Source organism: Pseudomonas abietaniphila (assembly GCF_900100795.1).
In the GTDB taxonomy this organism is placed as follows: Bacteria; Pseudomonadota; Gammaproteobacteria; order Pseudomonadales; family Pseudomonadaceae; genus Aquipseudomonas; species Aquipseudomonas abietaniphila.
In genome coordinates, this window is record NZ_FNCO01000027.1 from 24,169 (window position 1) to 48,088 (window position 23,920).

24 protein-coding genes and 2 pseudogenes are annotated in these 23,920 nt (G+C 55.6%); 16 read left to right on the plus strand and 10 right to left on the minus strand.

The window, feature by feature from the left end; all coding sequences use genetic code 11:
• Positions 1–12 precede the first annotated feature (12 nt).
• On the minus strand, positions 13–1,281 hold the full coding sequence (gene ltrA, locus BLS87_RS31555) for a group II intron reverse transcriptase/maturase (RefSeq protein ID WP_010466266.1): 1,269 nt from the start codon (positions 1,279–1,281) through the stop codon (positions 13–15).
• Between the two features lie 519 nt (positions 1,282–1,800).
• Positions 1,801–2,313 (minus strand): annotated as a pseudogene (locus BLS87_RS31565) (IS5-like element ISPre1 family transposase); the annotation flags it as partial.
• A 461-nt stretch (positions 2,314–2,774) separates the two neighbouring features.
• Here BLS87_RS31565 and phnC point away from each other — a divergent pair.
• The 8 genes from phnC to BLS87_RS31605 all read left to right on the plus strand — a co-directional run bounded on the left by phnC (position 2,775) and on the right by BLS87_RS31605 (position 10,179).
• The gene (gene phnC, locus BLS87_RS31570; RefSeq protein ID WP_003118432.1) at positions 2,775–3,602 is read left to right on the plus strand and encodes a phosphonate ABC transporter ATP-binding protein; all 828 of its coding nucleotides are present in this window, start codon (positions 2,775–2,777) and stop codon (positions 3,600–3,602) included.
• Positions 3,599–4,462: a phosphate/phosphite/phosphonate ABC transporter substrate-binding protein gene (phnD, locus tag BLS87_RS31575; protein WP_010466255.1), complete on the plus strand. Its 864-nt coding sequence runs from the start codon at positions 3,599–3,601 to the stop codon at positions 4,460–4,462. The genes phnC and phnD overlap by 4 nt, the downstream gene beginning before the upstream one ends.
• A gap of 8 nt (positions 4,463–4,470) precedes the next feature.
• The gene (gene phnE / locus BLS87_RS31580; RefSeq protein ID WP_010466252.1) at positions 4,471–5,298 is read left to right on the plus strand and encodes a phosphonate ABC transporter, permease protein PhnE; all 828 of its coding nucleotides are present in this window, start codon (positions 4,471–4,473) and stop codon (positions 5,296–5,298) included.
• Between the two features lie 8 nt (positions 5,299–5,306).
• Complete coding sequence (gene ptxD, locus BLS87_RS31585) at positions 5,307–6,317, plus strand: phosphonate dehydrogenase PtxD (protein ID WP_003118429.1); 1,011 nt, start codon at positions 5,307–5,309, stop codon at positions 6,315–6,317.
• The gene (locus BLS87_RS31590; protein WP_010466239.1) at positions 6,311–7,180 is read left to right on the plus strand and encodes a LysR family transcriptional regulator; all 870 of its coding nucleotides are present in this window, start codon (positions 6,311–6,313) and stop codon (positions 7,178–7,180) included. The genes ptxD and BLS87_RS31590 overlap by 7 nt, the downstream gene beginning before the upstream one ends.
• A 107-nt stretch (positions 7,181–7,287) precedes the next feature.
• A protein-coding gene (locus BLS87_RS31595) for an IS5-like element IS1384 family transposase (protein ID WP_244165931.1) occupies positions 7,288–8,267 on the plus strand; the annotation gives its coding sequence in 2 pieces (ribosomal slippage) (positions 7,288–7,342 and positions 7,342–8,267; 981 coding nt in all).
• 336 nt (positions 8,268–8,603) lie between these two features.
• Positions 8,604–9,401 carry a sulfite exporter TauE/SafE family protein gene (locus BLS87_RS31600; RefSeq protein WP_019821372.1) on the plus strand — a complete coding sequence of 266 codons (798 nt, stop codon included), beginning with the start codon at positions 8,604–8,606 and terminating at the stop codon, positions 9,399–9,401.
• A gap of 280 nt (positions 9,402–9,681) precedes the next feature.
• Positions 9,682–10,179: a tetratricopeptide repeat protein gene (locus BLS87_RS31605; protein ID WP_019821370.1), complete on the plus strand. Its 498-nt coding sequence runs from the start codon at positions 9,682–9,684 to the stop codon at positions 10,177–10,179.
• A 76-nt stretch (positions 10,180–10,255) separates the two neighbouring features.
• On the opposite strand, the gene znuA is transcribed toward BLS87_RS31605, so the two are convergent.
• Both znuA and BLS87_RS31615 read right to left on the minus strand, forming a co-directional pair.
• Positions 10,256–11,245, minus strand: coding sequence for a zinc ABC transporter substrate-binding protein ZnuA (gene znuA, locus BLS87_RS31610; protein ID WP_019821367.1), 990 nt, complete (start codon positions 11,243–11,245; stop codon positions 10,256–10,258).
• A 242-nt stretch (positions 11,246–11,487) separates the two neighbouring features.
• Positions 11,488–12,798, minus strand: a complete 1,311-nt coding sequence (locus BLS87_RS31615; RefSeq protein WP_019821365.1) for an MFS transporter — start codon at positions 12,796–12,798, stop codon at positions 11,488–11,490.
• Between the two features lie 265 nt (positions 12,799–13,063).
• Here BLS87_RS31615 and BLS87_RS34005 point away from each other — a divergent pair, with 265 nt between their 5' ends.
• Entirely contained in the window at positions 13,064–13,216 is a 153-nt protein-coding gene (locus BLS87_RS34005) for a YHYH domain-containing protein (RefSeq protein WP_232925663.1), read from the plus strand.
• A 48-nt stretch (positions 13,217–13,264) separates the two neighbouring features.
• Here BLS87_RS34005 and BLS87_RS31620 read toward each other — a convergent pair whose 3' ends face one another.
• The 3 genes from BLS87_RS31620 to BLS87_RS31630 all read right to left on the minus strand — a co-directional run bounded on the left by BLS87_RS31620 (position 13,265) and on the right by BLS87_RS31630 (position 16,096).
• Complete coding sequence (locus tag BLS87_RS31620) at positions 13,265–13,717, minus strand: chromate resistance protein ChrB domain-containing protein (protein ID WP_019821364.1); 453 nt, start codon at positions 13,715–13,717, stop codon at positions 13,265–13,267.
• Between the two features lie 83 nt (positions 13,718–13,800).
• A complete protein-coding gene (chrA, locus tag BLS87_RS31625; RefSeq protein WP_019821362.1) occupies positions 13,801–15,159 on the minus strand; it encodes a chromate efflux transporter in 1,359 nt (452 codons plus the stop codon).
• Entirely contained in the window at positions 15,152–16,096 is a 945-nt protein-coding gene (locus BLS87_RS31630) for a chromate resistance protein ChrB domain-containing protein (protein WP_024078242.1), read from the minus strand. The genes chrA and BLS87_RS31630 overlap by 8 nt, the downstream gene beginning before the upstream one ends.
• 411 nt (positions 16,097–16,507) lie before the next feature.
• On the opposite strand from BLS87_RS31630, the gene BLS87_RS31635 reads away from it, so the two are divergent.
• Positions 16,508–16,708 (plus strand): heavy-metal-associated domain-containing protein, encoded by a 201-nt coding sequence (locus BLS87_RS31635; RefSeq protein ID WP_019821359.1) that lies wholly within the window; start codon positions 16,508–16,510, stop codon positions 16,706–16,708.
• Positions 16,709–16,826: 118 nt separating this feature from the next.
• Here BLS87_RS31635 and flgB read toward each other — a convergent pair whose 3' ends face one another.
• Complete coding sequence (flgB, locus tag BLS87_RS31640; RefSeq protein ID WP_019821357.1) at positions 16,827–17,240, minus strand: flagellar basal body rod protein FlgB; 414 nt, start codon at positions 17,238–17,240, stop codon at positions 16,827–16,829.
• 384 nt (positions 17,241–17,624) lie between these two features.
• Here flgB and BLS87_RS31645 point away from each other — a divergent pair, with 384 nt between their 5' ends.
• From BLS87_RS31645 to BLS87_RS31665, 6 genes are all read left to right on the plus strand, one after another.
• Positions 17,625–17,831, plus strand: a complete 207-nt coding sequence (locus BLS87_RS31645) for a co-regulatory protein PtrA N-terminal domain-containing protein (protein WP_019821356.1) — start codon at positions 17,625–17,627, stop codon at positions 17,829–17,831.
• A 217-nt stretch (positions 17,832–18,048) separates the two neighbouring features.
• Complete coding sequence (locus BLS87_RS31650; RefSeq protein WP_024078243.1) at positions 18,049–20,025, plus strand: copper resistance system multicopper oxidase; 1,977 nt, start codon at positions 18,049–18,051, stop codon at positions 20,023–20,025.
• A 12-nt stretch (positions 20,026–20,037) separates the two neighbouring features.
• Entirely contained in the window at positions 20,038–20,286 is a 249-nt protein-coding gene (locus BLS87_RS34010) for a hypothetical protein (RefSeq protein ID WP_154502361.1), read from the plus strand.
• Complete coding sequence (locus tag BLS87_RS31655) at positions 20,258–21,232, plus strand: copper resistance protein B (RefSeq protein ID WP_019821351.1); 975 nt, start codon at positions 20,258–20,260, stop codon at positions 21,230–21,232. The genes BLS87_RS34010 and BLS87_RS31655 overlap by 29 nt, the downstream gene beginning before the upstream one ends.
• Positions 21,233–21,241: 9 nt before the next feature.
• On the plus strand, positions 21,242–22,057 hold the full coding sequence (locus BLS87_RS31660; RefSeq protein ID WP_024078244.1) for a c-type cytochrome: 816 nt from the start codon (positions 21,242–21,244) through the stop codon (positions 22,055–22,057).
• Entirely contained in the window at positions 22,047–22,514 is a 468-nt protein-coding gene (locus tag BLS87_RS31665) for a DUF411 domain-containing protein (protein WP_024078245.1), read from the plus strand. Before BLS87_RS31660 ends, BLS87_RS31665 begins: the two co-directional genes overlap by 11 nt.
• Before the next feature lie 305 nt (positions 22,515–22,819).
• On the opposite strand, the gene BLS87_RS31670 is transcribed toward BLS87_RS31665, so the two are convergent.
• Together BLS87_RS31670 and BLS87_RS31675 are read right to left on the minus strand one after the other, a co-directional pair.
• On the minus strand, positions 22,820–23,152 hold the full coding sequence (locus BLS87_RS31670) for a DUF2790 domain-containing protein (protein ID WP_032874284.1): 333 nt from the start codon (positions 23,150–23,152) through the stop codon (positions 22,820–22,822).
• A gap of 188 nt (positions 23,153–23,340) precedes the next feature.
• Positions 23,341–23,920: pseudogene (locus BLS87_RS31675) on the minus strand (TniQ family protein); the annotation flags it as partial.

Below are 23,920 nucleotides of genomic sequence, written 5' to 3' on the forward strand. Positions count from 1 at the left end.
GACACTCTCGCGTCATACGGCTCCCGTTATCCAACCTTGCTGCCCGGTCACTCGCCAGTGATGAAACAGCCGGGGTACCACAGTCCGCATCTTGTCCAGCCATTGGCTAATGCGCCGCTTGCGCCTATGAAGAGCCTTGTATTTTCGTCGGGCCCAGCGTTCAAGCGCGCGGTCAATGTGCTGGAAGATGCCAAGCATGGCTGTCCGATAGAACGAGCCATAGTATTGCGACCACCCCTGTATCACTGGATTGTAGAGCCGAGCCACGTCGACCAGCGTCACGTGGGTTTGGCGATTGAGTCGCCACCTGCGTACCGCTTGCCGCATCCGCTTTAAGGCATCCGCACTCGCTCCCGGAAGGAAGCTCGTGAAGAGCTGGTCTTGTTTGCTGAGCGCCTTCCTCGGCCTAAAGGTGAAGCCGAGGAAGGTAAAGCTCACATGCGGATAACCTGCGCGACGGTTACTGTCCTTGCAGTACACGACCTTCGATTTCTCGGGGTGCATCGTCAAGCCACAGGCAGCCAGCCGTGAAGCAATGGAGCGCATCACGTACTCCGCTTGCTTTCGACTGCGGCAGTGCACCACCGCATCATCGGCGTAGCGGGCAAACGGGCAGTTGGGGCTGGTACGTTGCATCCAGGTGTCGAAGGCATAGTGCATGAACAGATTCATCAGGAGGGGACTGATCACTCCACCTTGCGGGGTGCCGCGTTCGCGTCGGACGCGCATACCGTGATCCGTTTCGAACGGCGCAACCAGCCACCGCTCGATGTACAGAAGTATCCAGTCCTCCTTGATGTGCAGGCGCACCGCCTTCATCAGCAACCCATGATTGATCTGATCGAAGGCTGCCTTGATATCAAACTCCACCACCCAGTCGTATCGCCAGCAGCGCTCACGCGTGATCGCCACCGCCTGCTTCGCTGATCGTCCCGGCCGGTACCCATAGGAGTCCGAGTGGAAGATCGAGTCCAGCTCCGGCTCGATGAGAAGCTTGACCACGGTTTGCGCGACACGATCACCAACCGTGGGCACTCCCAGCTTGCGCGTGCCTCCCGATGCCTTGGGAATTTCTACTTGCTTGACCGGAGGCGGGAAGTACGACCCCGACGACATCCGATTCCACAGCTTGTAGAGATTCTTAGACAGATCCCGCTCGAAATCGGCGATGGTTTCATCGTCGATGCCGGCAGCACCGCGGTTGGCCCTGACCTGCTGGTAGGCGTCCCATACCGTGCGTTTCGCTATGTCATAAGGTTTCGCCGAGCTCACGCCACTCATCCCCGGAGGTTGGCAACGCTCGTCGGCCGGATAACGCCGCCCCTTCGCTCCACCTCCATTACAGAGGCTTCATCGCTACTACGGGAGGCTCCGCCCCTCGTTCCAGCATCGGTATTCTTCCTCATGGTGTTGGCCATTTGTCATTTTCCTTCGCATCTGGAACAAGGTTCTCACGTTCCGTACCAAAGCCTGTATGAAGATCATGCCGCCTATACACCGGCTGCCATCGGGTCCGTAAGCAGGTAACGCCCCGACTTGTCCTGAAGCCAGTACTCCACCTCAGTTTCGGCAGCACCTTGGGCATAACGATGCGTCATCGGACGGTTTGCTTTCGCTCATCTTCTCCATACTCACCTGCCATCCTCAGGGATGACTTTTCCTCGGTCGCTCACCACCACACCTTTTGGATGCAGCAGCACCGGGTGGTTTGAAGTCCGCTCCTGCAAGCCGACTTCGGAAGGCCTACTTCCATCTTCGGCACAGCAGCACAGGTCATCTGACCTGTGTTCGTGACACACAGTACTGGTTACCCTTCTTGGTCTGATGCATTTCCGGGTCGCGCTTACCGTCCTTGTTCTTGGTCGAACTCGGCGCATTGATCAGCGTGGCATCGACGATCGTGCCTTGGCGCAGCGACAGCCCTCGGTCGCCCAGATAGCCATTGATGACAGCCAAGATGCCGGCGGCTAGTTCGTGCTTCTCCAGCAAACGACGGAAGTTGAGGATGGTGGTTTCATCGGGGATACGCTCCAAGCTCAGCCCCGCGAACTGGCGCAGGATGGTGGTCTCGTACAGCGCCTCTTCCATCGCTGGATCGCTGTAACCGAACCAGTTTTGCATCAGGTGCACGCGCAGCATCGCCATCAGCGGATAGGCCGGACGACCGCCTTCACCCTTGGGATAATGCGGCTCGATCAAGGCAATCAAACCCTTCCACGGCACCACCCGATCCATCTCGATCAGGAACAACTCTTTGCGGGTTTGTTTGCGCTTACCGGCGTACTCGGCGTCGGCGAAGGTCATCTGCTTCATCGGGAAACTCGGTGGGTGGAATCCGGGTATTTTGCCAAAATCTGGAAGTCTTCTTCAGAGTTTCCCTAGCATTAAGCTGGGCGCGACAACAGACGTCTAGTTGGGCGGCACCTGAAGGTTTCGACCAGCCACATAACGGCCTAGGTCAATCGACGGGCAAGAATAGAATGTCTCCTATAGTCCGCTAGTGTGCGCTCTCTTGCTTGGATGGCATTACGTTCTGGCCCAACGTTACTGTAGCGAATCCGCAGCAGTATCAATCAAAGCCTCCTGTATCCCGCGTGAAGAAAGACGCTACGTTGCGCCCGTTCTTCCACGGCTTCGCTTGCCGCCCCGCTACGGCAGATTCGAAGTATTCATCGAAATGTCATCCTTTAGAAGCAGTGCGGTAACAAGGAATTTCTACCCTTTGCATCGCGAACCGCAATTGTGCGGCCAGCAATATTGCGAAAGGTGATCAAATGACGCCCCATCCGATACAGGACGCCGTGCTGCGGGTCGACCGGTTGAGCGTCGTCTATCCAGGCGGCGTGACAGCCCTACGCGATACCTCGATTGCATTTCGGCGTGGTGAGTTCACCGTGCTGCTTGGTCTCTCGGGCGCAGGCAAGTCGACCTTGCTCCGTAGTCTCAATCGACTCGTCACGCCCACTGGCGGCAGTGTCACCAGCGAACTCGGTGAACTCGGCAGCGGCTCGGCCTTGCGTCAGCATCGTCGGCGTACCGCCATGATCTTTCAGCACCACCAGCTAATCGAACGTCAAAGCGCACTGGCTAATGTGCTTACCGGTCGGCTGGCCTTTCACAACACGCTCCGCTCGCTGTTTCCTCTGCCGCGTGCCGATCAGGAGATTGCGCTCAGTTGCCTCGCTCGGGTCGGTCTGGCAGACAAGGCGCTAAGCCGGGTGGACAAACTGTCCGGTGGCCAGCAGCAGCGGGTAGGCATCGCGCGTGCGCTAGCGCAACAGCCGGCGATCATTCTGGCCGATGAGCCGGTAGCCAGTCTCGACCCGGCCACTTCGGTCCGTGTTCTCGGATTGCTGCGCGACATCTGCAAGGAAGACGGCATCACCGCCATCGTTTCGCTGCATCAACTCGAATATGCCCGCCGCTTCGCCGATCGCGTCGTCGGGCTGGCCGATTCTCAGATCGTTTTCGATGCCGCGCCCTCGGAACTCACCGATGCGCAGCTTGAGCGCATCTATGCAGGCCGCTCTACGACTCAGCCAGCGAATGCTCCGGCTGAACCACCTGTCATGCTCGAACCTTCACTGGAGATGTCCCGATGAAACGCTTATCCGCGCTCTTATTGACTTGCTTGCTGTCCGCTGTTTCAAGTTTGTCCGCCCTAGCGGCCGATGCCGATCCGGATGTGCTAAAGGTTGCCCTGCTGCCGGACGAAAACGCCTCCGAGCTGATCAAGCGTAACCAGCCGCTGAAGGATTATCTGGAAGAGCATCTGGACAAGAAGGTGCAGCTGATCGTAACCACCGACTATTCCTCGATGATTGAGGCGATGCGCTTTGGCCGTATCGACCTGGCGTATTTCGGTCCGCTGTCCTACGTCATGGCCAAAAGCAAAAGCGACATCGAGCCCTTCGCTGCCATGGTCATCGACGGCAAGCCGACCTATCGCTCGGTGATTATCGCCAATGTGGCGTCAGGCGTGAATGAGTATGCCGACCTTAAGGGCAAGAAGATGGCCTATGGTGACCGGGCATCGACGTCCAGCCATTTGATTCCCAAAACCGTGCTTCTTGAGACGGCCGATTTGACGGGTGGGCAGGACTACGAACAACATTTTGTGGGCACGCATGACGCCGTTGCCGTCAACGTGGCGAACGGCAACGCCGATGCGGGTGGGCTGTCGGAGGTAATTTTCAATCACGTAGCCGAACGTGGCCTAATCGATCCGAGCAAGGTGAAAGTACTTGGTTACAGCGGCGAATACCCCCAGTACCCCTGGGCGATGCGCTCGAACCTGAGCCCCGAGCTGAAAACCAAGGTGCGGGATGTATTCGTCGGTATCGACGATCCCGAAGTGCTGCGCAACTTCAAGGCCGAGGCCTTCGCGCCAATCACCGACGCCGACTACGATGTGATCCGCAACATGGGATCGCTGCTCGGCCTCGACTTCGCCACGATGTGAGCACCGATATGTCTACTCATTACGACGTGCAGGCGCTGCCTGCAGAGCAACGCGAGCACATCCTTCGAGGCTTCGGCCTCGGTTGGTGGCGCCAGCTGGGGCAGGTGGCGATTGTATTCGGAGTGGTGCTGTTGGCCTGCTGGTACGTGGGGCTGCTCGATGCCACCACGCTGCTGAACGGGCTGCCCTCCATCGCGACCCTGGCAGGCGAGGCCATGCCGCCAGACTTTTCGGGCTATCGAAGCTGGATTCGCCCCTTGATCGACACCTTGGCGATGAGCATCGCCGGTACGGCCATCGCAGTGGTGTTCTCGCTGGTGGTGGCCTTCGTTGCAGCGCGCAATACGGCGCCGCACCCCCTTGTGTTCGGTGTTGCCCGGGTGCTGCTCAATGCCCTGCGGTCGGTGCCGGAGCTGATCATGGGCATCATCTTCGTTGCAGCCGTAGGGTTCGGCGCCTTGCCGGGCGTGCTTGCCCTGGGTCTGCATTCGGTCGGCATGGTCGGCAAGTTCTTCGCCGAGGCCATCGAGCACGTCGACGAAGCGCCGGTGGAAGCCGCTCGGGCGGCGGGGGCTACGCCGATGCAAGTGCTGCTGCACGCGGTTTTGCCACAGGTGACGCCGCAGTTCGCCGACGTGGCGATCTACCGCTGGGAATACAACTTTCGCGCCTCCACCGTGATGGGCATGGTTGGCGCCGGCGGTATCGGCTTCGAACTCATGGGCTCGCTGCGCATCATGCAGTACCAGGAGGTTGCAGCAATCCTGCTGGTCATCCTGGCCATGGTCACGCTAGTAGACGCCTTCAGTGGCGTGCTGCGCAAACGTTTCAAATAGGACAAACCATGCTGCCGAAACTCGTTATAACTCACCGAGTACACGATGAGATCCTGCAACTGCTGGCGCCACATTGCGAGCTGATGACCAACCAGACCGACAGCACGCTGACGCGCGAGGAAATTCTGCGCCGCTGCCGCGATGCTCAGGCGATGATGGCGTTCATGCCCGATCGGGTCGATGCAGACTTTCTTCAAGCCTGCCCTGAGCTGCGTGTAGTCGGCTGCGCGCTCAAGGGCTTCGACAATTTCGATGTGGACGCCTGTACTGCCCGCGGGGTCTGGCTGACCTTCGTGCCTGATCTGTTGACGGTCCCGACTGCCGAGCTGGCGATCGGACTGGCGGTGGGGCTGGGGCGGCATCTGCGGGCAGCAGATGCGTTCGTCCGCTCTGGCGAGTTCCAGGGCTGGCAACCACAGTTCTACGGCACGGGGCTGGATAACGCTACGGTCGGCATCCTTGGCATGGGCGCCATCGGACTGGCCATGGCTGATCGCTTGCAGGGATGGGGCGCGACCCTGCAGTACCACGAGGCGAAGGCTCTGGATACACAAACCGAGCAACGGCTCGGCCTGCGCCAGGTGGCGTGCAGCGAACTCTTCGCCAGCTCGGACTTCATCCTGCTGGCGCTTCCCTTGAATGCCGATACCCAGCATCTGGTCAACGCCGAGCTGCTTGCCCTCGTACGGCCGGGCGCTCTGCTTGTAAACCCCTGTCGTGGTTCGGTAGTGGATGAAGCCGCCGTGCTCGCGGCGCTTGAGCGAGGCCAGCTCGGCGGGTATGCGGCGGATGTATTCGAAATGGAAGACTGGGCTCGCGCGGACCGGCCGCGGCTGATCGATCCTGCGCTGCTCGCGCATCCGAATACGCTGTTCACTCCGCACATAGGGTCGGCAGTGCGCGCGGTGCGCCTGGAGATTGAACGTTGTGCAGCGCAGAACATCATCCAGGTATTGGCAGGTGCGCGCCCAATCAACGCTGCGAACCGTCTGCCCAAGGCCGAGCCTGCCGCATGTTGAATCCGGTCTGGCTGAAGAGCCTGGTAGCGATCGTTCAAACAGGCAGTTTTCAGAGCGCGGCGAGGGCGTTGGGGCTGGCCCAGCCGACGGTGTCGCAGCACTTGCAGAAGCTTGAAGAGCAGGTCGGCGTAACGCTGGTGCAGCGCAGTCGTAGCGGCTGCCAGCCTACCACACGGGCGCTGGCCTTCATGCCGCATGCGACCGCCTTGCTCGACATGCACGCCCGGGCGCTAGAAGCCCTGCATGGCAATCGTGAGCGCGTCGGGGCCAGCTCCAACATCGGCACCTACCTTCTCCAGCCATTCGTGCGCAACTATCTGACGACCGCAAATGAGAGGGGCGAGGTGGATCTGCGCATCGCCGCCAACCCGGATGTGGCCGACCAGCTACTGGCGGGCCAGCTCGACGCCGCGATCATGGAATGGTGGCTACCTCACCCCGACTTCGAACACCGCCTCTGGCGGGTCGAGCCGCTGGTGCTTATCGTCAGCCCCGACCATGCGCTGGCTGAAGCAGGGTGCATAGAACGTGATCGTCTGGTGGACCTGCCGATGCTGGGAGGTGAACCGGGTAGCGGTACCGGACGGCTTCTGACCGAATACTTTGGCGAACTGGGCGTGCCTCGCAGCGGTATGCAGCTAGGCAGCACCGAGGCAGTCAAACAAGCAGTGAGGGCGGGACTCGGCGTGTCGTTGGTGATGGCTTCCGCAGTACAAGACGAAGTTCGCAGTGGCGCGCTGGTAGCTCTTCCCATCCCGGGGCTTGAAAAGCGTCTCCAACTGATCTGGCGCAAACCTCCCGGAAATCTGCACCCGCCGGGATTTGTGCGGCACTTATTGGAGGAGGCAGATCTAGCTGGATAAGGTGATGGATGGTTGCGATCCAGCGCTTGGCTTGTCAGCCTAGGGAAACTCTGAAAAAGACTTTCTGATTTGGCAAAATACCGCGACCCCACCCACCGAGTTTCCCGATGAAGCAGATGACCTTCGCCGACGCCGAGTACGCTGGCAAGCGCAAGCAAACCCCATGGAGTTGTTCCTGATCGAGATGGATCGGGTGGTGCCGTGGAAGGGCTTGATTGCTTTGATCGAGCCACATTATCCGAAAGGTGAAGGTGGCCGTCCGGCCTACCCGTTGATGGCGATGCTGCGTGTGCATCTGCTGCAGAACTGGTTCGGCTACAGCGATCCAGCGATGGAGGAAGCGCTGTACGAAACCACGATCCTGCGCCAGTTTGCCGGGCTGAACCTGGAGCGCATCCCCGACGAAACCACCATTCTCAACTTCCGCCGCTTGCTGGAGAAACACGAGCTGGCGGCCGGCATCCTCGCTGTCATCAATGGCTATCTGGGCGACCGCGGCCTGTCGCTGCGCCAGGGCACCATCGTCGATGCAACGCTGATCAATGCGCCCAGTTCGACCAAGAACAAGGACGGCAAGCGCGACCCGGAAATGCACCAGACCAAGAAGGGAAACCAGTATTATTTTGGCATGAAGGCCCACATCGGCGCCGATGACGAATCGGGTCTGGTGCACAGCGTAGTGGGCACGGCGGCCAATGTGGCGGATGTCACCCAGGTGGACAAATTGCTGCATGGCGACGAAAACGTGGTCTGCGCCGATGCAGGCTACACCGGTGTCGAAAAGCGGCCCGAGCATGAAGGACGTGAAGTTATCTGGCAGGTGGCGGCACGCCGCAGCACCTACAAAAAACTCGATAAGCGCAGCGTGCTGTACAAAGCCAAGCGCAAGATTGAAAAGGCCAAGGCTCAGGTGCGCGCCAAGGTCGAGCATCCGTTCCGGGTAATCAAGCGCCAGTTCGGTTACACCAAGGTGCGCTTTCGCGGCTTGGCCAAAAACACGGCGCAACTGGTGACACTGTTCGCTCTGTCGAACCTGTGGATGGCGCGCCGACATTTACTGACGAATGCAGGAGAGGTGCGCCTGTAATGCGGGAAATGGCCACCGGAGTGGGGTCCGGGTGGCGAAAACGTAAGAAATACTCGTCGAATTGATTGTTTTTTGATCATTTGGCGAGTTTAAAAGTTGCGCTAGGTGGTATGCCGGGGAAATACATGGCTACTTCAGACCATCCCTAACGCACAGGACTGCCAGCGGTTAGTCAGCGCACGCCATCAGCAAGCGTTGGCGAACTCTTTGTTTGATGGGCTACGGCAACACTTCAGCCGACGCCCTCCAGTGAACACTTATCTAGCTTGGCAGAAGGACCAGGAAAGATCCTAGTCTAGCTTTGTAGTTTCAGGGCGCTGAAAAGAAAAATGAGCAATGACCTCAAGTAGAGAAAAAAACAAACCAATAGTATTTGGTAGCGGCACTATTATCGGTGCCCTAGGTGGGCTGATTGGCTTGGGTGGCGCAGAGTTCAGGCTGCCACTACTCATCGGATTGTTTGGTTTCGGTGCGTTGGAGGCTGTCATTCTCAACAAGGCCATGAGCCTCGTGGTGGTAGCCACAGCTCTTCCATTTCGCGCATTCAGCGTTCCCTACTCTGCGGTCTTTGAACGGTGGGACATCATCGTCACGCTTCTGGCTGGAAGCCTTGCGGGTGCTTGGTTTGGAGCGGGATGGGCAACCAAGCTCAAGAGTAAAACCTTGTACCGCGTTTTGGCAGTGCTGCTCGTAGGCATCGCTGTTGCTTTGCTGTTCGGCCATGAGGCAAGCGCAACTGGGGTCGCCCTGCTTCAAGGCGAGACACTGGCTATAGTCGGGATCGTGGTTGGCTTCGGTATCGGAGTAGTTGCTGCATTGATGGGGGTTGCTGGCGGTGAGTTGTTAATACCCACAATCGTTCTACTATTCGGTGCTGACATCAAGCTCGCTGGCAGTCTTTCACTTGCTGTGAGCCTGCCCACAATGATTGTGGGTTTCACGCGATACAGCCGCGACCAGAGCTTTTCGATAATCCGCGCTCAACGGCCATTCATACTGGTCATGGCAGCGGGTTCCATCATAGGAACATTCATCGGCGGGCAATTACTAGGTCTGATCCCGACAACATATCTCCTCCCGTTGCTCGCCGCCATTCTCCTGATTTCCTCGGTAAAAGTATGGCGTCATAGTTGAACTTTGACTCGGCCGCTAAGGGAAAGGCACTCGCCCATGAACCGAATTTACTGGTCTGGCCAAAAACCTCAATTTAGTAGTACCTGAGCGCACGGCAACCTTGGGCCGCCCTTGTGGTTCGCACTTATGCGGCGGCAATTCTTCAATTTCACTCGCTCGCGGTAGAGGAGGCCACGCCAGCACATCCCTTAAGTAGGTATACGGATCATGGCTTAAAGGTGACGGGTGGATTCTTTGCTAGGATTATCGATAGTGCTCCAAGACAAAATCAGGATTCGCCATGCACGCCCGCCATGTACCAGTTTACCTTGTGCTGCTTGGTGTTCTGAACACGGTCTATGCAGGTTTCGATGAAGGTTTCTCGGCTTTTCAGCGAGGAGATTTCACCGCCGCTTTACGTGAATGGCGACCTTTAGCTGAACAGGGCAACGCTGCCGCACAATCCAACCTCGGAATGATGTACGTCCAGGGCAAAGGCGTGCCGCAGGACTTCAAGGAGGCCATCAAGTGGTATCGCCTCGCTGCCGAGCAGGGGGCAGCCCTCGCTCGATCCAACCTCGGAGTGCTATACGCCAATGGTTATGGGGTGCCGCAGAATCACGTGGTAGCTTATGCGCTCTTTAGCCTGGCGGCCGCGAGCGCTCCTGACAGCATTGCGTTAGAAGAGCGCGATAGGATTACCGCTTCAATGACGCCACAAGAGATTGAGGCCGCGCAGAAGCTGACGCAGGACATGTCTGGCAATCCCATCAAAGCCATAGATGCGTATCTTCACTGAAAAGGCGATGACCTATGGCCCGAAATATTGTGCCGATCATCATCCAGTTCGGCTCAATCGTATGCATAATTCCATTTCAAAGTTGATCAAGACACCCAGCAAGACCATCGCTGAGATTCATCAGCAATTGCTCGTAGTTGTTGGACAAGGGTTTTAGACCAAAGCCCAGCGCATCTAGTTCGGCAAAATGCACTGGCAGGCCATCGCTCAAGGTTTGCGCCAGACGTGGACGCATGGGTGGTTCGCTAAATATACAGGTAGGTCCAGCAGCCTTGAGGCGCTCTCGCATCTCTGCGACGTGGCGTGCACCAGGCGGGACCTCGGCGTTGATTGCGAAAACTCCAGTGTGCTGCAATCCGTAGGCCTCCTCAAAGTAGTCGAAAGCCTGGTGGAAGACGAAGAACGGTTTGCCTTCCAGCGGCTTGAGGCGCGCTTTTAGTTTGATATCGAGGGTTTTTAAGCGTTGCTCGAAGGCATCCAGATTTGCTTGGTAGCGAGCGGCATTGCCTGGATCGACAAGAGCCAGATCCGAAGCCATGTGTTTGGCGATCAACCGTGCATTCTCAGGTCTCAGCCAGAGGTGGGCATCCAGTGCACCGGGTCGATGAAGTTGGTCATGATTATCGACCTGCAATTCTGTTGCCTGCTCTTTTGCATCATGCCCCTCAGATTGATCTCCGACAGGCTCGTCGTCATGTCGATGCTCCTCGCCAAAATGCCTTAGGTGCAGCCCCTGCATGTCCTGCACAGCCACGCTCTTGCCCTTTCGGCCCTCAAGTACGGTAGGCAGAAAGCCCTCCAAGTCTGGCCCGATCCAGTAAACCAGGTCTGCTTCTTTTACCTGACGCAAGTCCGAAGGACGTAACGTGTAATGGTGAGGTGAAGCACCGGCTGGTAGTAACACATCAGGTGTCCCGACACCGTCCTGCACGGCCGCAGCAATGAGTTGCAGCGGTTTGATGCTGGTTAGAACACGGGGTTCGGCGAAGGCCGAGGCGGCCACCAACCAAGTCAGGGTCACGGCGGGCAAAAGGGAAGAGAGGCGAGGCAAGGCGGCATCACTCATTGATTTTTATAGTTACATAATAACATACCGATCAGCCGGCATGTTCAAGTCGATCCGTGAATTCTGGATTGAGCGATGGAGTGCATATCTGCCGTTGCTTTGCAGCACGCAGTACTCCCACGGCAGTGCTTCGAGGAACCGGCCTGCTCCAGGCTGACTTTCAGGGCGAGCTGGTCTCTTCAGATTTTGGCGGCCAATCATGCAGTTTGCCTGGAGCAGCCTTAAAGCAGGTGTTGACGCGGTTACCTATTCGGCCAGCGACGATGTTGATCATCAATGACATATGGATGTTCATGATCGGTGCCGCTGTGTCCGTCCAGGTGAGTATGGTCATCCGACAGATTCTCATGGCTGTGCCTGATACTCTCTTGATCATGGGCCGGACGCCAGATCACGATGCTGACCGCCAATGCGCTACCTGCCACGACAACGAGCCCAACAAACGAGGCCGTGAGGCTGATGTTGGCACCCAGCCATCCCGCCAATGGGTAGGTAATCAACCAGCAGGCATGGGATAGCGCAAATTGGGCGGCAAACAACGCCGGGCGATCTTCGGCATGTGCAGAGCGACGCAACAGTCGACCGCTCGGAGTCTGGGCCAAGGAGTAGCCCACCCCAAGCACCATCCACAGCGGCAGCAGAAAGTTGTAGGTGGTCAGGTTGATGCCAACCGCTAAGCCTGCGACCAATATGCCTCCGCCAAACAGCATGGCCGTTCGGTCTTTGATGTTTTTCAACAATCGAGGCAAGACCAGGGCAGCGACCATCGAGCCGCCACCAAACGCAGCCAGCGCTAATGCCGTAGAACTCTGAGGCAGAGCGAAGCGCGACTGCACCAGCACTACGGTGTTGACGATGACCATTGCACTAGCAGCCGCTACCGTCAGATTGAGAGCCAGCAGCCCCCGCAAGCGAGGAGTGGCCAGGAATATGCGCAGGCCACGAGTGGTTCGTTCGTAGATGCTGCGTCGTGGCGTCGGTTTCGCCTTTGGCAGGAGTACTGTGGCGACCAAGGCCGCTGAGGCAAGGAACCCGATGACGGTGCCGGCGAACAGGTTATGGAAGCTGATCACGGTCAGCAACGCGGCGGCGAGCATTGGGCTGGCGACACTTTCAAGATCGTAGGCGAGACGTGATAGCGACAAGGCGCGGGTGTAATCGTCCTCATCCGGCAGTATGTCTGGAATGGTCGCCTGGAACGTCGGAGTGAACGCTGCCGAGGCGGACTGAAGGACGAAAATCAGCACATAGATTTGCCAGACTTCGGTCACGAACGGCAACGCCAGTGCAACCACGGCACGTATCAAATCCAGCGAGACCAGCATCGCTCGACGGGGTAGGCGTTCTGCAAAAGCGGCGGCAATCGGCGCCACGCCGATGTAGGCCGTCATTTTAATCGCCAAGGCTGTACCGAGGACGGCGCCCGCTTGGGCGCCCGCAAGATCGAATGCCAGTAGCCCCAGCGCGACGGTGGCGAGTCCAGTCCCTACGAGCGCGATTACTTGGGCGAGAAAGAGATGACGGTAGGTGCGGTTGGCTAGGATTTTCAGCATGAGAAATCTCACATGGAGAGGCGTGTGACCACTAGATTGTCGAGCATTTCTCGAAGAAAGAGAGCAACGAGTTTCTCGTTTATAGATGTTCTTATATCCTCCCTAGGGGGATATCACAACATCCTAAACTAGAGGCGGGGACAGCTCAAGAAATAGGCACTCAGCCTTTCATCGAATGTCAGGGAAACAGCGAGGAAGTTGCTTGCTCGATGAAGGCAATTGGCCATACTCTGCAAGGCGTGAGAGGTCTCACGAGTATAAAAACATGAGCATGGAGCAAGCCCTGATGAAACTGTCTGCCCTTTTGATCGCCGCTTTACTTTCGATTTCGTCCGCTGCTGCCTTCGCGCATAGTGGTGGTACTGATTCAAAAGGTTGCCATCGCAACCATAAAACGAACGACTACCACTGCCACTAAACGGCAAAAGCCCAGCGCTAGGCTGGGCTTCAGTGCGAGCTGGTCTCTTTACATTTGAGGAGGCCAGTTGTGCGATTCACCTTGGCATTCCTTGCACCAGGCATAAAGCGCGTCGTACAGGATCAGTCCATGCGAAAGCATTTCATGATCATCGGAATATCGCTGCGACAGCCCCAGTGAGATGGCGTACAGCCCAGCCGATTGTGGCGTCAGATCCAGACGAGAGGTATCTGCTCCCCGCACGATCTTCGCGAGCTGCTGCAAGGCGGGCTCATTGAGCTGGTACTTCTTCACAAACGCGTCGAAGCTGCACAACTCACCCTCATGGGTAAGCTCTACGCCCGGAATGTCGTAGGGTGTCGCATCTTTCTCAGCTGCAATCCGCAGCACATCACCGCTGGGTACGTACAAGAACTCGGCCTGTGGATCGATAAAGCGAGTGATCAGCCAAGGACAAGCAACCCGATCGATCTTGGGTCGTTCACGGGTAATCCACCTCATGGAACACCTCCTGCCTAGCTCAATAGGCTGGGTGGTCAGGCGAGCCCAATGCCCGCCAAAGATTGCTAATCAATTCATGCTTTCTAGCGCAGCAAATGCACAGCCAACCCGACGAGCGCGCAGGCCATCAGTACCTGAATGACGCCTCGCTTGAAGCGGAACAAGGCAATCGCCGCAGCAATCGCGATCAACGCGGAGGGCCAGTCCAGGTTACCGCTGAAGCCTTTCGGCCAAAGTACGTGATAGCCGAAGAAACACGCCAGATTGAGGATAACTCCCACCACCGCCGCCGTAATGGCGGTAAGGGGTGCCGTGAACTTGAGTTCGTTGTGGGTCGACTCCACCAGCGGGCCACCCGCGAGGATGAACAGGAACGATGGTAGAAAGGTGAACCAGGTCACTAGGGCGGCGGCCACAGCTCCCGCCAGAAATACTTGATCGGCACCGAATACTTGCAAGACATAGGCCCCGACAAAGCCGACGAAAGCCACCACCATGATCAGCGGCCCTGGCGTGGTTTCCCCCAGAGCCAGCCCGTCGATCATCTGCGTCGGGGTTAGCCAGCCATAGTGACCGACCGCGCCTTGGTAGACGTATGGGAGCACTGCGTAGGCTCCGCCAAAGGTCAGTAATGCCGCCTTGGTAAAGAACCAGCTCATCTGGGTCAAGGTTCCTTCCCAACCAAAGAGGGCGGTCAAAATCCCCATCGGCAAAGCCCATAGCACGGCGCCGATCAGTGCGAGCGATGCCAATTTCAACCAGCTGAACCGGGCATGTTCCGGGGACGGAGTGTCGTCATCGATCAAGGCTGGGCCGAAGGACTTTTTGGCGGCGCTATGCCCCCCAGCTCTGAACTTCTCGGGAGCCAGGCGACCTCCGACATAGCCGATTAACGCGGCCCCCAAGACGATCAGCGGGAACGGAACATTGAATGCAAAGATCGCGGTAAATGAAGCCGCCGCTATTGCCCACAGCCAATTGTTCTTCAATGCCCGAGAGCCGATTCTATGTGCCGCCTGCACCACGATGGCCGTTACGGCGGGTTTGATCCCATAGAAAAGTCCGGCCACCGCGGGGACATCGCCAAAGGCGATATACATCCACGAAAGAGCGATCAGGATGAAAAGTGAGGGCAGTACAAACAAAGCACCCGCAATAACTCCGCCCCAGGTTCGATGCATTAGCCAGCCAATGTAGGTTGCTAACTGCTGAGCTTCAGGCCCAGGCAACAACATGCAGTAATTGAGGGCATGCAGGAATCTGCGCTCGGAAATCCAGCGTCGCCGTTCCACCAGCTCCTGGTGCATGATCGAGATCTGTCCGGCTGGCCCGCCGAAACTGATGAAGCCGAGCTTCAGCCAGAACCAGAACGCCTCACGCAGACTAATCGGTTCAGGCCTCGACATATCCTCTTCAACCTCTGGTGCCAAAACCTTACTCATTGGGTTGCTCCTCTTTCACGAACCCGGCGAGCAGGCCATCGAAGATGGCACTTGCAGCTGCCAGCAGATGGTCGTCATGGGTAATGGTTTCACGTAGCCCTGCCAGCACCCGTTCGATACCGGCAGCCTCCACCGGCTGGATACCTCCGATATCGAGGTAGTGCACCAATGCGGCGATACGGTTTAGGCCGGGCTCTTGAAGCTCAAAACTGGCTTGTAGGGTTTCGAAGGTGACGCGGTTACCAACATGGCTGAAGGTTGCGTCATCGAAATCAAAACCCAGGGCACCGACTGGACAGTCCTGTGGCGTGTTCAGCCAGAGGATCTGAGCTTGCGCGTCAATGAAGCGACGAATGAGCCAGGCACACGCCAGTCGGTCGACCCAGGGACGCTTGCGTGTTGCCCAGACGCGTCCCTGATAATCATCAACATAGAGTGTCGTTATTGTTTGGTTGCTGCTGTGTGGCTCATCCGGAGACAGGGCCCTGCTAACCGCTGTCTCTAGCTCCTGCAAAGCCAAATTAATTTGCTGCTTCGGCTTACCTGGAAAGTAATCGATGTTGACCAGTTGTTCGTAGGCTTTGCGCAGCTTGCGAATCTGCTTGGTGGTGGCCAGTGCGTTCTCAGCATTGAGCTGTGCACGGCATGCTTCGATCTCAGTGCGTAGCTTGGTGTAGTCCTCGCTACGGTCGAACAGCTCGACAAAGCGCTCACCGTGAGAATCGACGACGGGCAAGACGTAAGCGGTGCCGTTGATGGCCAGGATGTCGCGTTCGACAGACGCTAACGCTTCACGACAGACACCGGTATCAGGCAGCAGGTAAGCACCATCGCGCAAAACTGCCGCACCTGAAGCTTTCAAAGCGCGCCAAGCCCGCATGCGTTCGGTGGCATTAGCGGTGGGTAAGCCAAGAATCAGAGTCAGCCAATTTTTCATGTAGAGATAGCTATTTAATATGTAGTCAGTATTACATTACTCCTAATCTTGGCGTTTGGAAAGCCGCCCTATAGAGCTAGGGTTTTGGCGAGACCAACTGGAGAAGGGGTTGCGAAGGCAGGGTTAATAGGTGCTGTGCGTGTTGGCCTGTCAGTCAGGCTTTCAAGCTTCAGACGTTCGTGATGAGCGTCCGGTTTTGGCCGTTCTCTGCCGGTCATGGCCAAGAAGCGTACTGGTCGAATCCGATGCAAATGGCTGGTTAGGTCAAATGCAAAAGGGTGGTCCAGACTGTGCAATTACCCATGAATGACGCTCACAACCCGAAACAGATAACTATTGACCTTGCCATCGTGTCAACGTTGATGCTGTCGGTGCGGTGAAAAGAGACCGCTCAGCACGAGAGGAATAACCATGTTCGTCTTAGATGTATCAGGCATTGGTTGCGGCAGTTGCGTCAGCAAAATTACCAAAGCGATTCAGTCACTGGACAACGAAGCTACGGTTTCCGTGGATCGGTCAGCCGGTAAGGTGAGTGTTGAAAGCAGCGAAAGCCCAGAGCAGATTCGTAAAGCTGTCGAGGCGTTAGGTTTTCCTTCTCAGATCAGCGCTTGAATGCTGACACCTGCCCCTAGTCAGAGCCCCGTATGCAGGGGGCTCCCCTTGGTGAACCCTCAGGGAGTACCGAAGCAGCCGCGTCGGCCACAATTACCGCTCGCAAGCCCTTGCGCTACTAATCACCTCGCAGAGCTTTGAGCAAACCTTTGAATGCTCCATTCAACCGAGTAAAAGCGGCGTCGAAACGTATTCCATTTTCTGTGTATTTTGCGACCTCGACCTGCTGATCGACAGTATTTTGATCAATGGCAGGTTGAGCTGGTGTGCTGTAAAGCAACGCACCTCCGTAAATATCACCTGCTGATTCTTTTTCGGTAACGTGTTTTACATTTGTTGTTTTCAAATAAAACGGAGTAGCAGGAGTTTCTGTTGTCTGGCTTGCAAGCACAGTAGAAAAATCTAAGTCTCGGGCCTTGAAGTTCGGCGTATCAGCGTTTGCGATATTGTTACTCAGGATCTCAGCTCTTTGACTACGATAAATTAACGCTCTTTCTGCGAAGCCAAGCGCTTTCTCAAAATTAATACTCACGCTAAATCACCCTCAGTAGCGCTACTATTTCCCATGAACATCGAACACTTAAGTGTTGACGCGGTGCATCCAGGTTCAGATATGCAGTTCCAGTAAAGAAACTAAAAAAACATCTTCCCCTTGAAAGTTAACGGAAACTTACAAAGTCACGCACCTCAAACTGATACTCAGTAAATAGCGGTGTGACGCTGGAAGATCGAGACCTTACGGATTAAATAGCGTGTTCCTCAAGAGAAATATCGCAACCTGACACAACTGTAATATTCACCTAAGGTTCCTGACAGGGGATGAGTCTTATAGTCCTATTGAGCCTTAAGCTCACCCCTAAGAATCATCACTTGATGTGGATTCGGGGGTTACCAATACTCATCCGAGGAAATTCAAATGAACCCCATCAAAACTTTGTTCGTCATCGCAGCCCTGACCGTCTCTTCTTTGGCAATGGCTGAAGGCGGTGGTGACCGGGCGTTCGCACGTATGGAAGCGGCTAGGAATAATTCAATGGAATCGTATCAAGTAGCCCAAAAGCAAAGCACCCAACCTCCCATCGCAGAAAGCCAAGCCAAATCGACGGACCACAAGAATTGCTGAATAGCTTGCTGCGCTCCCAAGCTGACAGAAATGTAATCACTGTGGTGGTTCAAATGTGGCAATTTCTGAGCTCGCTTGCCGTAAGAACTCGTTTTTAGTGACGGCGAGCGAGCTCATTCGGGCTCATTACACCCCCCGAGAGAGTGCCTTCACCTGTTTGAGCAACTCATTGGTTGTTTCGCACGGCTTCCCTTTTGACTGATCGGACATAAACGGCATGCATTCCAAAACCTCTAGGCGGACATTCGTTAAAGGCCTGGCCGCTGGTGGCATTCTCGGCGGCCTGGGTCTGTGGCGCACTCCTGTATGGGCAGTGACCAGTCCTGGTCTGCCGAGCGTTCTCACCGGTAACGAATTTGATCTGTTTATTGGTGAAACCCCTGTAAACATAACTGGCTCGCCGCGCACAGCCATGACCATCAATGGTTCGTTGCCCGGACCTTTGCTGCGCTGGCGCGAAGGCGAGACGGTCACACTGCGTGTGAAAAATCGCCTAGACCAAGACACCTCCATTCATTGGCACGGGATCATTCTGCCCGCCAATATGGACGGTGTACCGGGTTTGAGTTTCCATGGCATCGCGCCCGATGGCATGTACGAGTACAAATTCAAGGTGCATCAGAACGGTACGTACTGGTACCACAGCCACTCTGGTTTGCAGGAGCAGGCAGGCGTTTACGGTCCAATCGTCATCGACTCGAAAGAGCCTGAACCTTTTCAATACAACCGCGATTATGTGGTGATGTTGACTGACTGGACCGATGAAGATCCTAGTCGCGTCATGGCCAAGCTCAAGAAGCAATCGGACTACTACAATCACCACAAACGTACCGTGGGCGACTTTATCGACGACGTCAGCAAGCAAGGTTGGTCTGCTGCCGTGGCCGACCGGAAGATGTGGGCTGAAATGAAAATGAACCCCACTGATCTCGCAGACGTCAGTGGGGATACTTACACCTATCTCATGAATGGCCAGGCGCCTAACGGTAACTGGACCGGTATTTTCAAGCCGGGCGAGAAGCTGCGCCTGCGCTTTATCAACGGCTCAGCTATGAGCTATTTCGACGTCCGCATCCCTGGTTTGAAAATGACCGTTGTGGCGGCTGACGGCCAACATGTCGAACCAGTCAGCGTCGATGAATTCCGCATCGCCGTGGCAGAAACGTATGACGTGATCGTAGAACCTGCCAGCGAAGAAGCTTACACAATCTTCGCCCAGTCCATGGATAGAACCGGTTATGCACGTGGAACCTTGGCAGTTCGCGAAGGATTAAAGGCACAGGTACCTGCGATCGATCCTCGGCCGCTTTTGACCATGGATGACATGGGTATGGGCGGTATGGCGGGCATGGACCATGGCAGCATGGCTGGTATGGGCGGCGGCGATATGAAACAAGGTGACATGTCAGGCATGGCGGGCATGGACCACAGCAAAATGGCGGGAATGGACCAAAGTGACATGACCGGGATGACCGGCATGGACAGCGGTGACATGACTAACATGGCCGGTATGGACCACAGCAAGATGGCGGGAATGGACAAAGGCGACATGTCCAACATGGCCGGCATGGACCACAGCAAGATGGCGGGAATGGACAAAGGCGACATGTCCAACATGGCTGGCATGGACCACAGCAAGATGGCAGGGATGGGCGGTATGGGTGGCGAAATGCAAACTCACCCAGCGTCCGAAACCAACAACCCGTTGGTTGACATGCAAGCCATGAACCCAACGCCCAAGCTAAACGATCCAGGCATCGGGTTACGAAACAATGGTCGTCGAGTGCTCACCTACTCAGACCTGAAAAGCACCTTCCAAGACCCTGACGGTCGCGAGCCCAATCGCACCATTGAGCTTCATCTGACCGGTCACATGGAGAAGTTTTCGTGGTCCTTCAACGGCATCAAATTCTCTGACGCCGAGCCGCTTCGTCTGAAGTATGGGGAGCGTCTGCGTATCACCCTGGTGAACGACACCATGATGACCCACCCCATCCACCTTCACGGCATGTGGAGCGACCTTGAAGATGAGAACGGCAAGTTCATGGTGCGCAAGCACACAATCGACATGCCACCAGGTACCAAGCGCAGCTATCGAGTCACCGCCGATGCCTTAGGTCGCTGGGCCTATCACTGCCACCTGCTTTTCCATATGGAAATGGGCATGTTCCGTGAAGTACGGGTTGATGAGTAAAGGAGACGATCTGTGAGCACATACCTAAATCGTAAATCGCTGGTCGGTTGCCTCTTTGCCGTCGGCTTGATGGGTGGACTCTCGTCCGTGGCGCTGGCAGTCGAAGATAGTAGTGTTCATTCACCTGCTACTCCTGCGGAAGCAACGAGCAAGCCTCCAACTGCGACAAACGAGTCAAAGCCCGATCACGGGTCAATGGATCACAGCAAGATGAGCCATGAGTCGATGGATCATGACCAAAAAACCAAAAAGGCAGATTGAGATCATGACCAGTAAGTTTTTACGCCCAACGTTGATAGCACTGGCAGTCTCTACCAGTCCTGCTTTCTTTGTCGTGGTTCACGCCGCTGAAGAGATGGATCACTCCAAGATGGACCACGGCTCAATCGGAGCTATGGACCATAGCAAGATGGGGGCTATGGATCACAGCAAGATGAGTATGGATGACGGGCAAATGGACGGAATGGAAAGTATGGATGGAGGGGCGACTACCACCAGTCGAACCCCAGTCCCCGTACTTACCGACGCTGACCGTGCAGCCGCCTTTCCAGATGTCGCTGGTCATGGTGTCCACGACAAAAAACTAAATTCCTTCATGCTGCTGGATAAATTTGAGTACCAGGATGCTGACAACGGTAGTGCATTGGCCTGGGATGCAAAAGGATGGATCGGCGGTGACGTTGACCGACTGTGGTTGCGCTCGGAAGGCGAACGTACCAATGGCGTAACGGAAAACGCTGAACTCTCAGCACTTTGGGGGCACTCCATCGGTCCATGGTGGGATGTCGTCACCGGCGTACGACAAGACTTCAAACCCGGGTCACCACAAACTTGGGGAGCGCTCGGTATTCAGGGCATGGCCCTCTATAACTTTGAAGCCGAAGCGACCGCCTACATCGGTGAGAACGGTCAAACCGCTGCTCGATTGGAAGGCGACTACGACATTCTGCTGACCAATCGCCTGATCTTGCAGCCGACGGCCGAAGCCAATTTTTACGGAAAAAATGATCCCCAGCGCGGCATTGGGTCTGGATTGGCAAACACCGAAGTAGGGCTCCGATTGCGTTATGAGATTGTTCGCCAATTTGCCCCTTACATTGGTGTTAGCTGGAGCCGCTCCTACGGCAATACGGCAGATCTGGCCAGCGATGAAGGAGAGGATGCCAACGAGGCCCGGTTTGTCGCCGGTATTCGGATGTGGTTTTGAGGGCCTGACATGAAAAGAACATTGAAAACATTGACTGCTGCCGGGGTGGTTGCCGCAATAACAGGTGCCGGCGTGGTTTATTTTGGTGTGATCAATGTTGGGGCGGATGAACCACATTCCGATCCCGTTTACGCGCTACTTTCCACCGCTCGGGATCGCTCGATCGAAGTGCGCTCACGCGACATTAAAGTCCCCGACCTGAGCGAAGAAGCTCTCATCCGCGCAGGTGCTGGCAACTACAACTCTATGTGCATCGGTTGCCATCTGGCTCCGGGTATTGCAGGAACCGAGTTAAGTAATAGCCTTTACCCTGCACCTCCGAATCTTTCAAAACTGGGCGTTGATGGAAACCCTGCCGCAGCTTTCTGGATCATCAAGCATGGAATCAAATCCACAGGCATGCCCGCTTGGGGTAAAAGCATGGCCGATCCCTACATATGGGGAATGGTCGCTTTTCTCCAGCAACTGCCTTCATTGGATGCAGAGCAATACAAAGCTCTAGCAACCAGCAGCGGTGGTCATCAACACGGTGGCGGTGAGAGCAAAATGCATAACCATGAAGGCCAGCATGAGGGCCAAAAAGGCGTTGTCGCGGGGCATCATGACGCGAGTGCAGCCGAAGAGATAGCCGAAGCAGGCGACCATCATGGCGAGAGAAACAGCGCTCATGCCCATGAGGCGGCCGCAGCGCCTTCTCAGGATGAAAGTACCGAACACGCCCATCCTCAGGTTGTGGAGGCTTCACATGACGCCCCTGAAACTCCGGCCACTCAGCCAAAAACTCATACCCACGCTGATGGGAAGGAACATACCCATGCGAAATAACTTTCTTCGTCCCGGTCGGGCACTTCGCCTCGCTGCATTTGCGGCTCTGTTTATCAGTTCAGCTGGTCATGCAGCAGAGTCGCTGACGATCGACGTCCATCGTGACGCTAACTGTGGATGCTGCAAGAAGTGGATCCAGCACCTTGAAGCTAACGGCTTCACCGTCGTTGATCATGTAGAAACCAACATGAGCGCGGTCAAGCAGGATCTCGGTGTTGCTCCACGACTCTCGTCCTGCCACACAGCAATGATCAATGGAAAGTTTGTTGAAGGTCACGTGCCCGCCGAGCAAATCATTGCGATGAGCAAACGTGACGACCTTCTCGGGATCGCCGTTCCTGGCATGCCGGCCGGCTCCCCAGGAATGGAAGTGGACGGGAAACATGACGCTTATAAGGTAATCGGCTTGTCCAAAGCAGGCACAGACCACGTCATTGCTGAATACCCCGGAAACTGATCTTCTAATCTTGTTCCTGCATGGTCAGGGTCATGGCAGTGCAGAGGACATAGCTCATTTTGAACGTAAAAAAGGCGCCACTAGGGCGCCTAAACCGCCTCCCAAACCAAAGGAGAAACAAGGAGGCGGGATGTATCTGGTGGTTGAGCAATACTTCACTGCGCGTTAGAAACCTTTCAACTGACAGAGATGATTTCATAAAATGGATAACTTCAGCCTGTCCTGAAAATTACTTCTACGTCAGCGGGCAGTAAGCTTGTTCGGACAAACGGAAAATTATGTTGCGCTTAAATAATTTGCATGGTCTAGCTTCCATGTGGGCAGTTGTCGGCCATAACCTTATATTCCACGGTGTTAAGCTTGCCGGTAGAGTCTTCGTAGGTCATGCGCGAAGGAGCAATACCACAGGTTTTATTGGCTTGTGTGACACTGACGACCTTCTGGATATCGAGGTTCATACCATATTCATAATGAACAATTTCAGGAGGTGTCTTACCATTTCTTGAGGCGTATTGTTCCATTGCCTGTTGGTTCTCTTGCATCATTCGACCATAAACGCGGTCACCGCCTCCCTCAGCCATGGCCAAAGCAGATAAGGTCAAAATAGTAGCGGCAAAAAATCCTTTCATTGCTGTCATTGCTTTCATAATTATCTCCAGAGCTCAATTATTTCTGAGTTAAAGAGTAACAAGTGAAAGCTTTCAGAAAGCTGCCGCGAATGTTACTAATGTGAAAGGTGGACCCTGCTCCGCGTCTACGCTTAGGAGCCAGATGGGATTTTTATTATCACCTGAGGTTGGCAGACGCTGACGGAATACAGATGCCCTCAAAAGCTTATTGGAACCGGTGGTCCCTCCCAATTCCTCGATACGCCGGTAGATCTGAGCAAGGCCTCCGCGTCGACTCCGGTTCTTGCCAAGCTTTCCAGATCCCACTCGAAGAAACTGGAAAAAACCAGGAAAACCTTGCTTGCTACCGCTGAGGTCAATCTTACCGTCGAGTAATTCACCGGGAGCTTCATCCTGATGAGTTCAGAGACAGTCCACACCAAAGTTCTTAGACGGAAATGCCATACTGACTCTTGATGAATCTTGATCTGTTGATAAGTAAGGGGAAACTTCTGCTTGCGCAGATCCAGTTCATGAGGTAACGAACTTGGGAGCAGCGATTGCAAATTCCGAATGTTCACTCTCTTCGGATCTTTCGTAACTTTGTATAGCTCATCTACGCCCGCTTCGATAAGGGCTGCATACGCGCCGTCTCTAGAGTCGACAGACTTCTCGGCCGTAACTGCAACTTTTTTAGGTGCACGGAGTTTTGCCATTAACCATGCGTTATCATTTTCTAGAATCCATTGCGTAGGTTTGTACGCCTTCTTCCAGAGGTACTCGACATCGGCGTCGGTA

Bases quoted from the DNA above. Each gene is read 5' to 3' on its own strand.
- BLS87_RS31665 (WP_024078245.1), top strand. From the start codon at position 22,047: ATGCGAAATAACTTTCTTCGTCCCGGTCGGGCACTTCGCCTCGCTGCA.
- BLS87_RS31650 (WP_024078243.1), top strand. From the start codon at position 18,049: ATGCATTCCAAAACCTCTAGGCGGACATTCGTTAAAGGCCTGGCCGCT.
- chrA (WP_019821362.1), bottom strand. From the start codon at position 15,159: ATGAGTAAGGTTTTGGCACCAGAGGTTGAAGAGGATATGTCGAGGCCT.
- BLS87_RS31620 (WP_019821364.1), bottom strand. From the start codon at position 13,717: ATGAGGTGGATTACCCGTGAACGACCCAAGATCGATCGGGTTGCTTGT.
- ltrA (WP_010466266.1), bottom strand. From the start codon at position 1,281: ATGAGTGGCGTGAGCTCGGCGAAACCTTATGACATAGCGAAACGCACG.
- BLS87_RS31655 (WP_019821351.1), top strand. From the start codon at position 20,258: ATGACCAAAAAACCAAAAAGGCAGATTGAGATCATGACCAGTAAGTTT.
- BLS87_RS31600 (WP_019821372.1), top strand. From the start codon at position 8,604: ATGACCTCAAGTAGAGAAAAAAACAAACCAATAGTATTTGGTAGCGGC.
- BLS87_RS31590 (WP_010466239.1), top strand. From the start codon at position 6,311: ATGTTGAATCCGGTCTGGCTGAAGAGCCTGGTAGCGATCGTTCAAACA.
- phnC (WP_003118432.1), top strand. From the start codon at position 2,775: ATGACGCCCCATCCGATACAGGACGCCGTGCTGCGGGTCGACCGGTTG.
- phnD (WP_010466255.1), top strand. From the start codon at position 3,599: ATGAAACGCTTATCCGCGCTCTTATTGACTTGCTTGCTGTCCGCTGTT.
- BLS87_RS31630 (WP_024078242.1), bottom strand. From the start codon at position 16,096: ATGAAAAATTGGCTGACTCTGATTCTTGGCTTACCCACCGCTAATGCC.
- BLS87_RS34005 (WP_232925663.1), top strand. From the start codon at position 13,064: ATGAGCATGGAGCAAGCCCTGATGAAACTGTCTGCCCTTTTGATCGCC.
- phnE (WP_010466252.1), top strand. From the start codon at position 4,471: ATGTCTACTCATTACGACGTGCAGGCGCTGCCTGCAGAGCAACGCGAG.
- BLS87_RS31605 (WP_019821370.1), top strand. From the start codon at position 9,682: ATGCACGCCCGCCATGTACCAGTTTACCTTGTGCTGCTTGGTGTTCTG.
- BLS87_RS31615 (WP_019821365.1), bottom strand. From the start codon at position 12,798: ATGCTGAAAATCCTAGCCAACCGCACCTACCGTCATCTCTTTCTCGCC.
- znuA (WP_019821367.1), bottom strand. From the start codon at position 11,245: ATGAGTGATGCCGCCTTGCCTCGCCTCTCTTCCCTTTTGCCCGCCGTG.
- BLS87_RS31635 (WP_019821359.1), top strand. From the start codon at position 16,508: ATGTTCGTCTTAGATGTATCAGGCATTGGTTGCGGCAGTTGCGTCAGC.
- BLS87_RS31660 (WP_024078244.1), top strand. From the start codon at position 21,242: ATGAAAAGAACATTGAAAACATTGACTGCTGCCGGGGTGGTTGCCGCA.
- BLS87_RS31670 (WP_032874284.1), bottom strand. From the start codon at position 23,152: ATGACAGCAATGAAAGGATTTTTTGCCGCTACTATTTTGACCTTATCT.
- ptxD (WP_003118429.1), top strand. From the start codon at position 5,307: ATGCTGCCGAAACTCGTTATAACTCACCGAGTACACGATGAGATCCTG.
- BLS87_RS31645 (WP_019821356.1), top strand. From the start codon at position 17,625: ATGAACCCCATCAAAACTTTGTTCGTCATCGCAGCCCTGACCGTCTCT.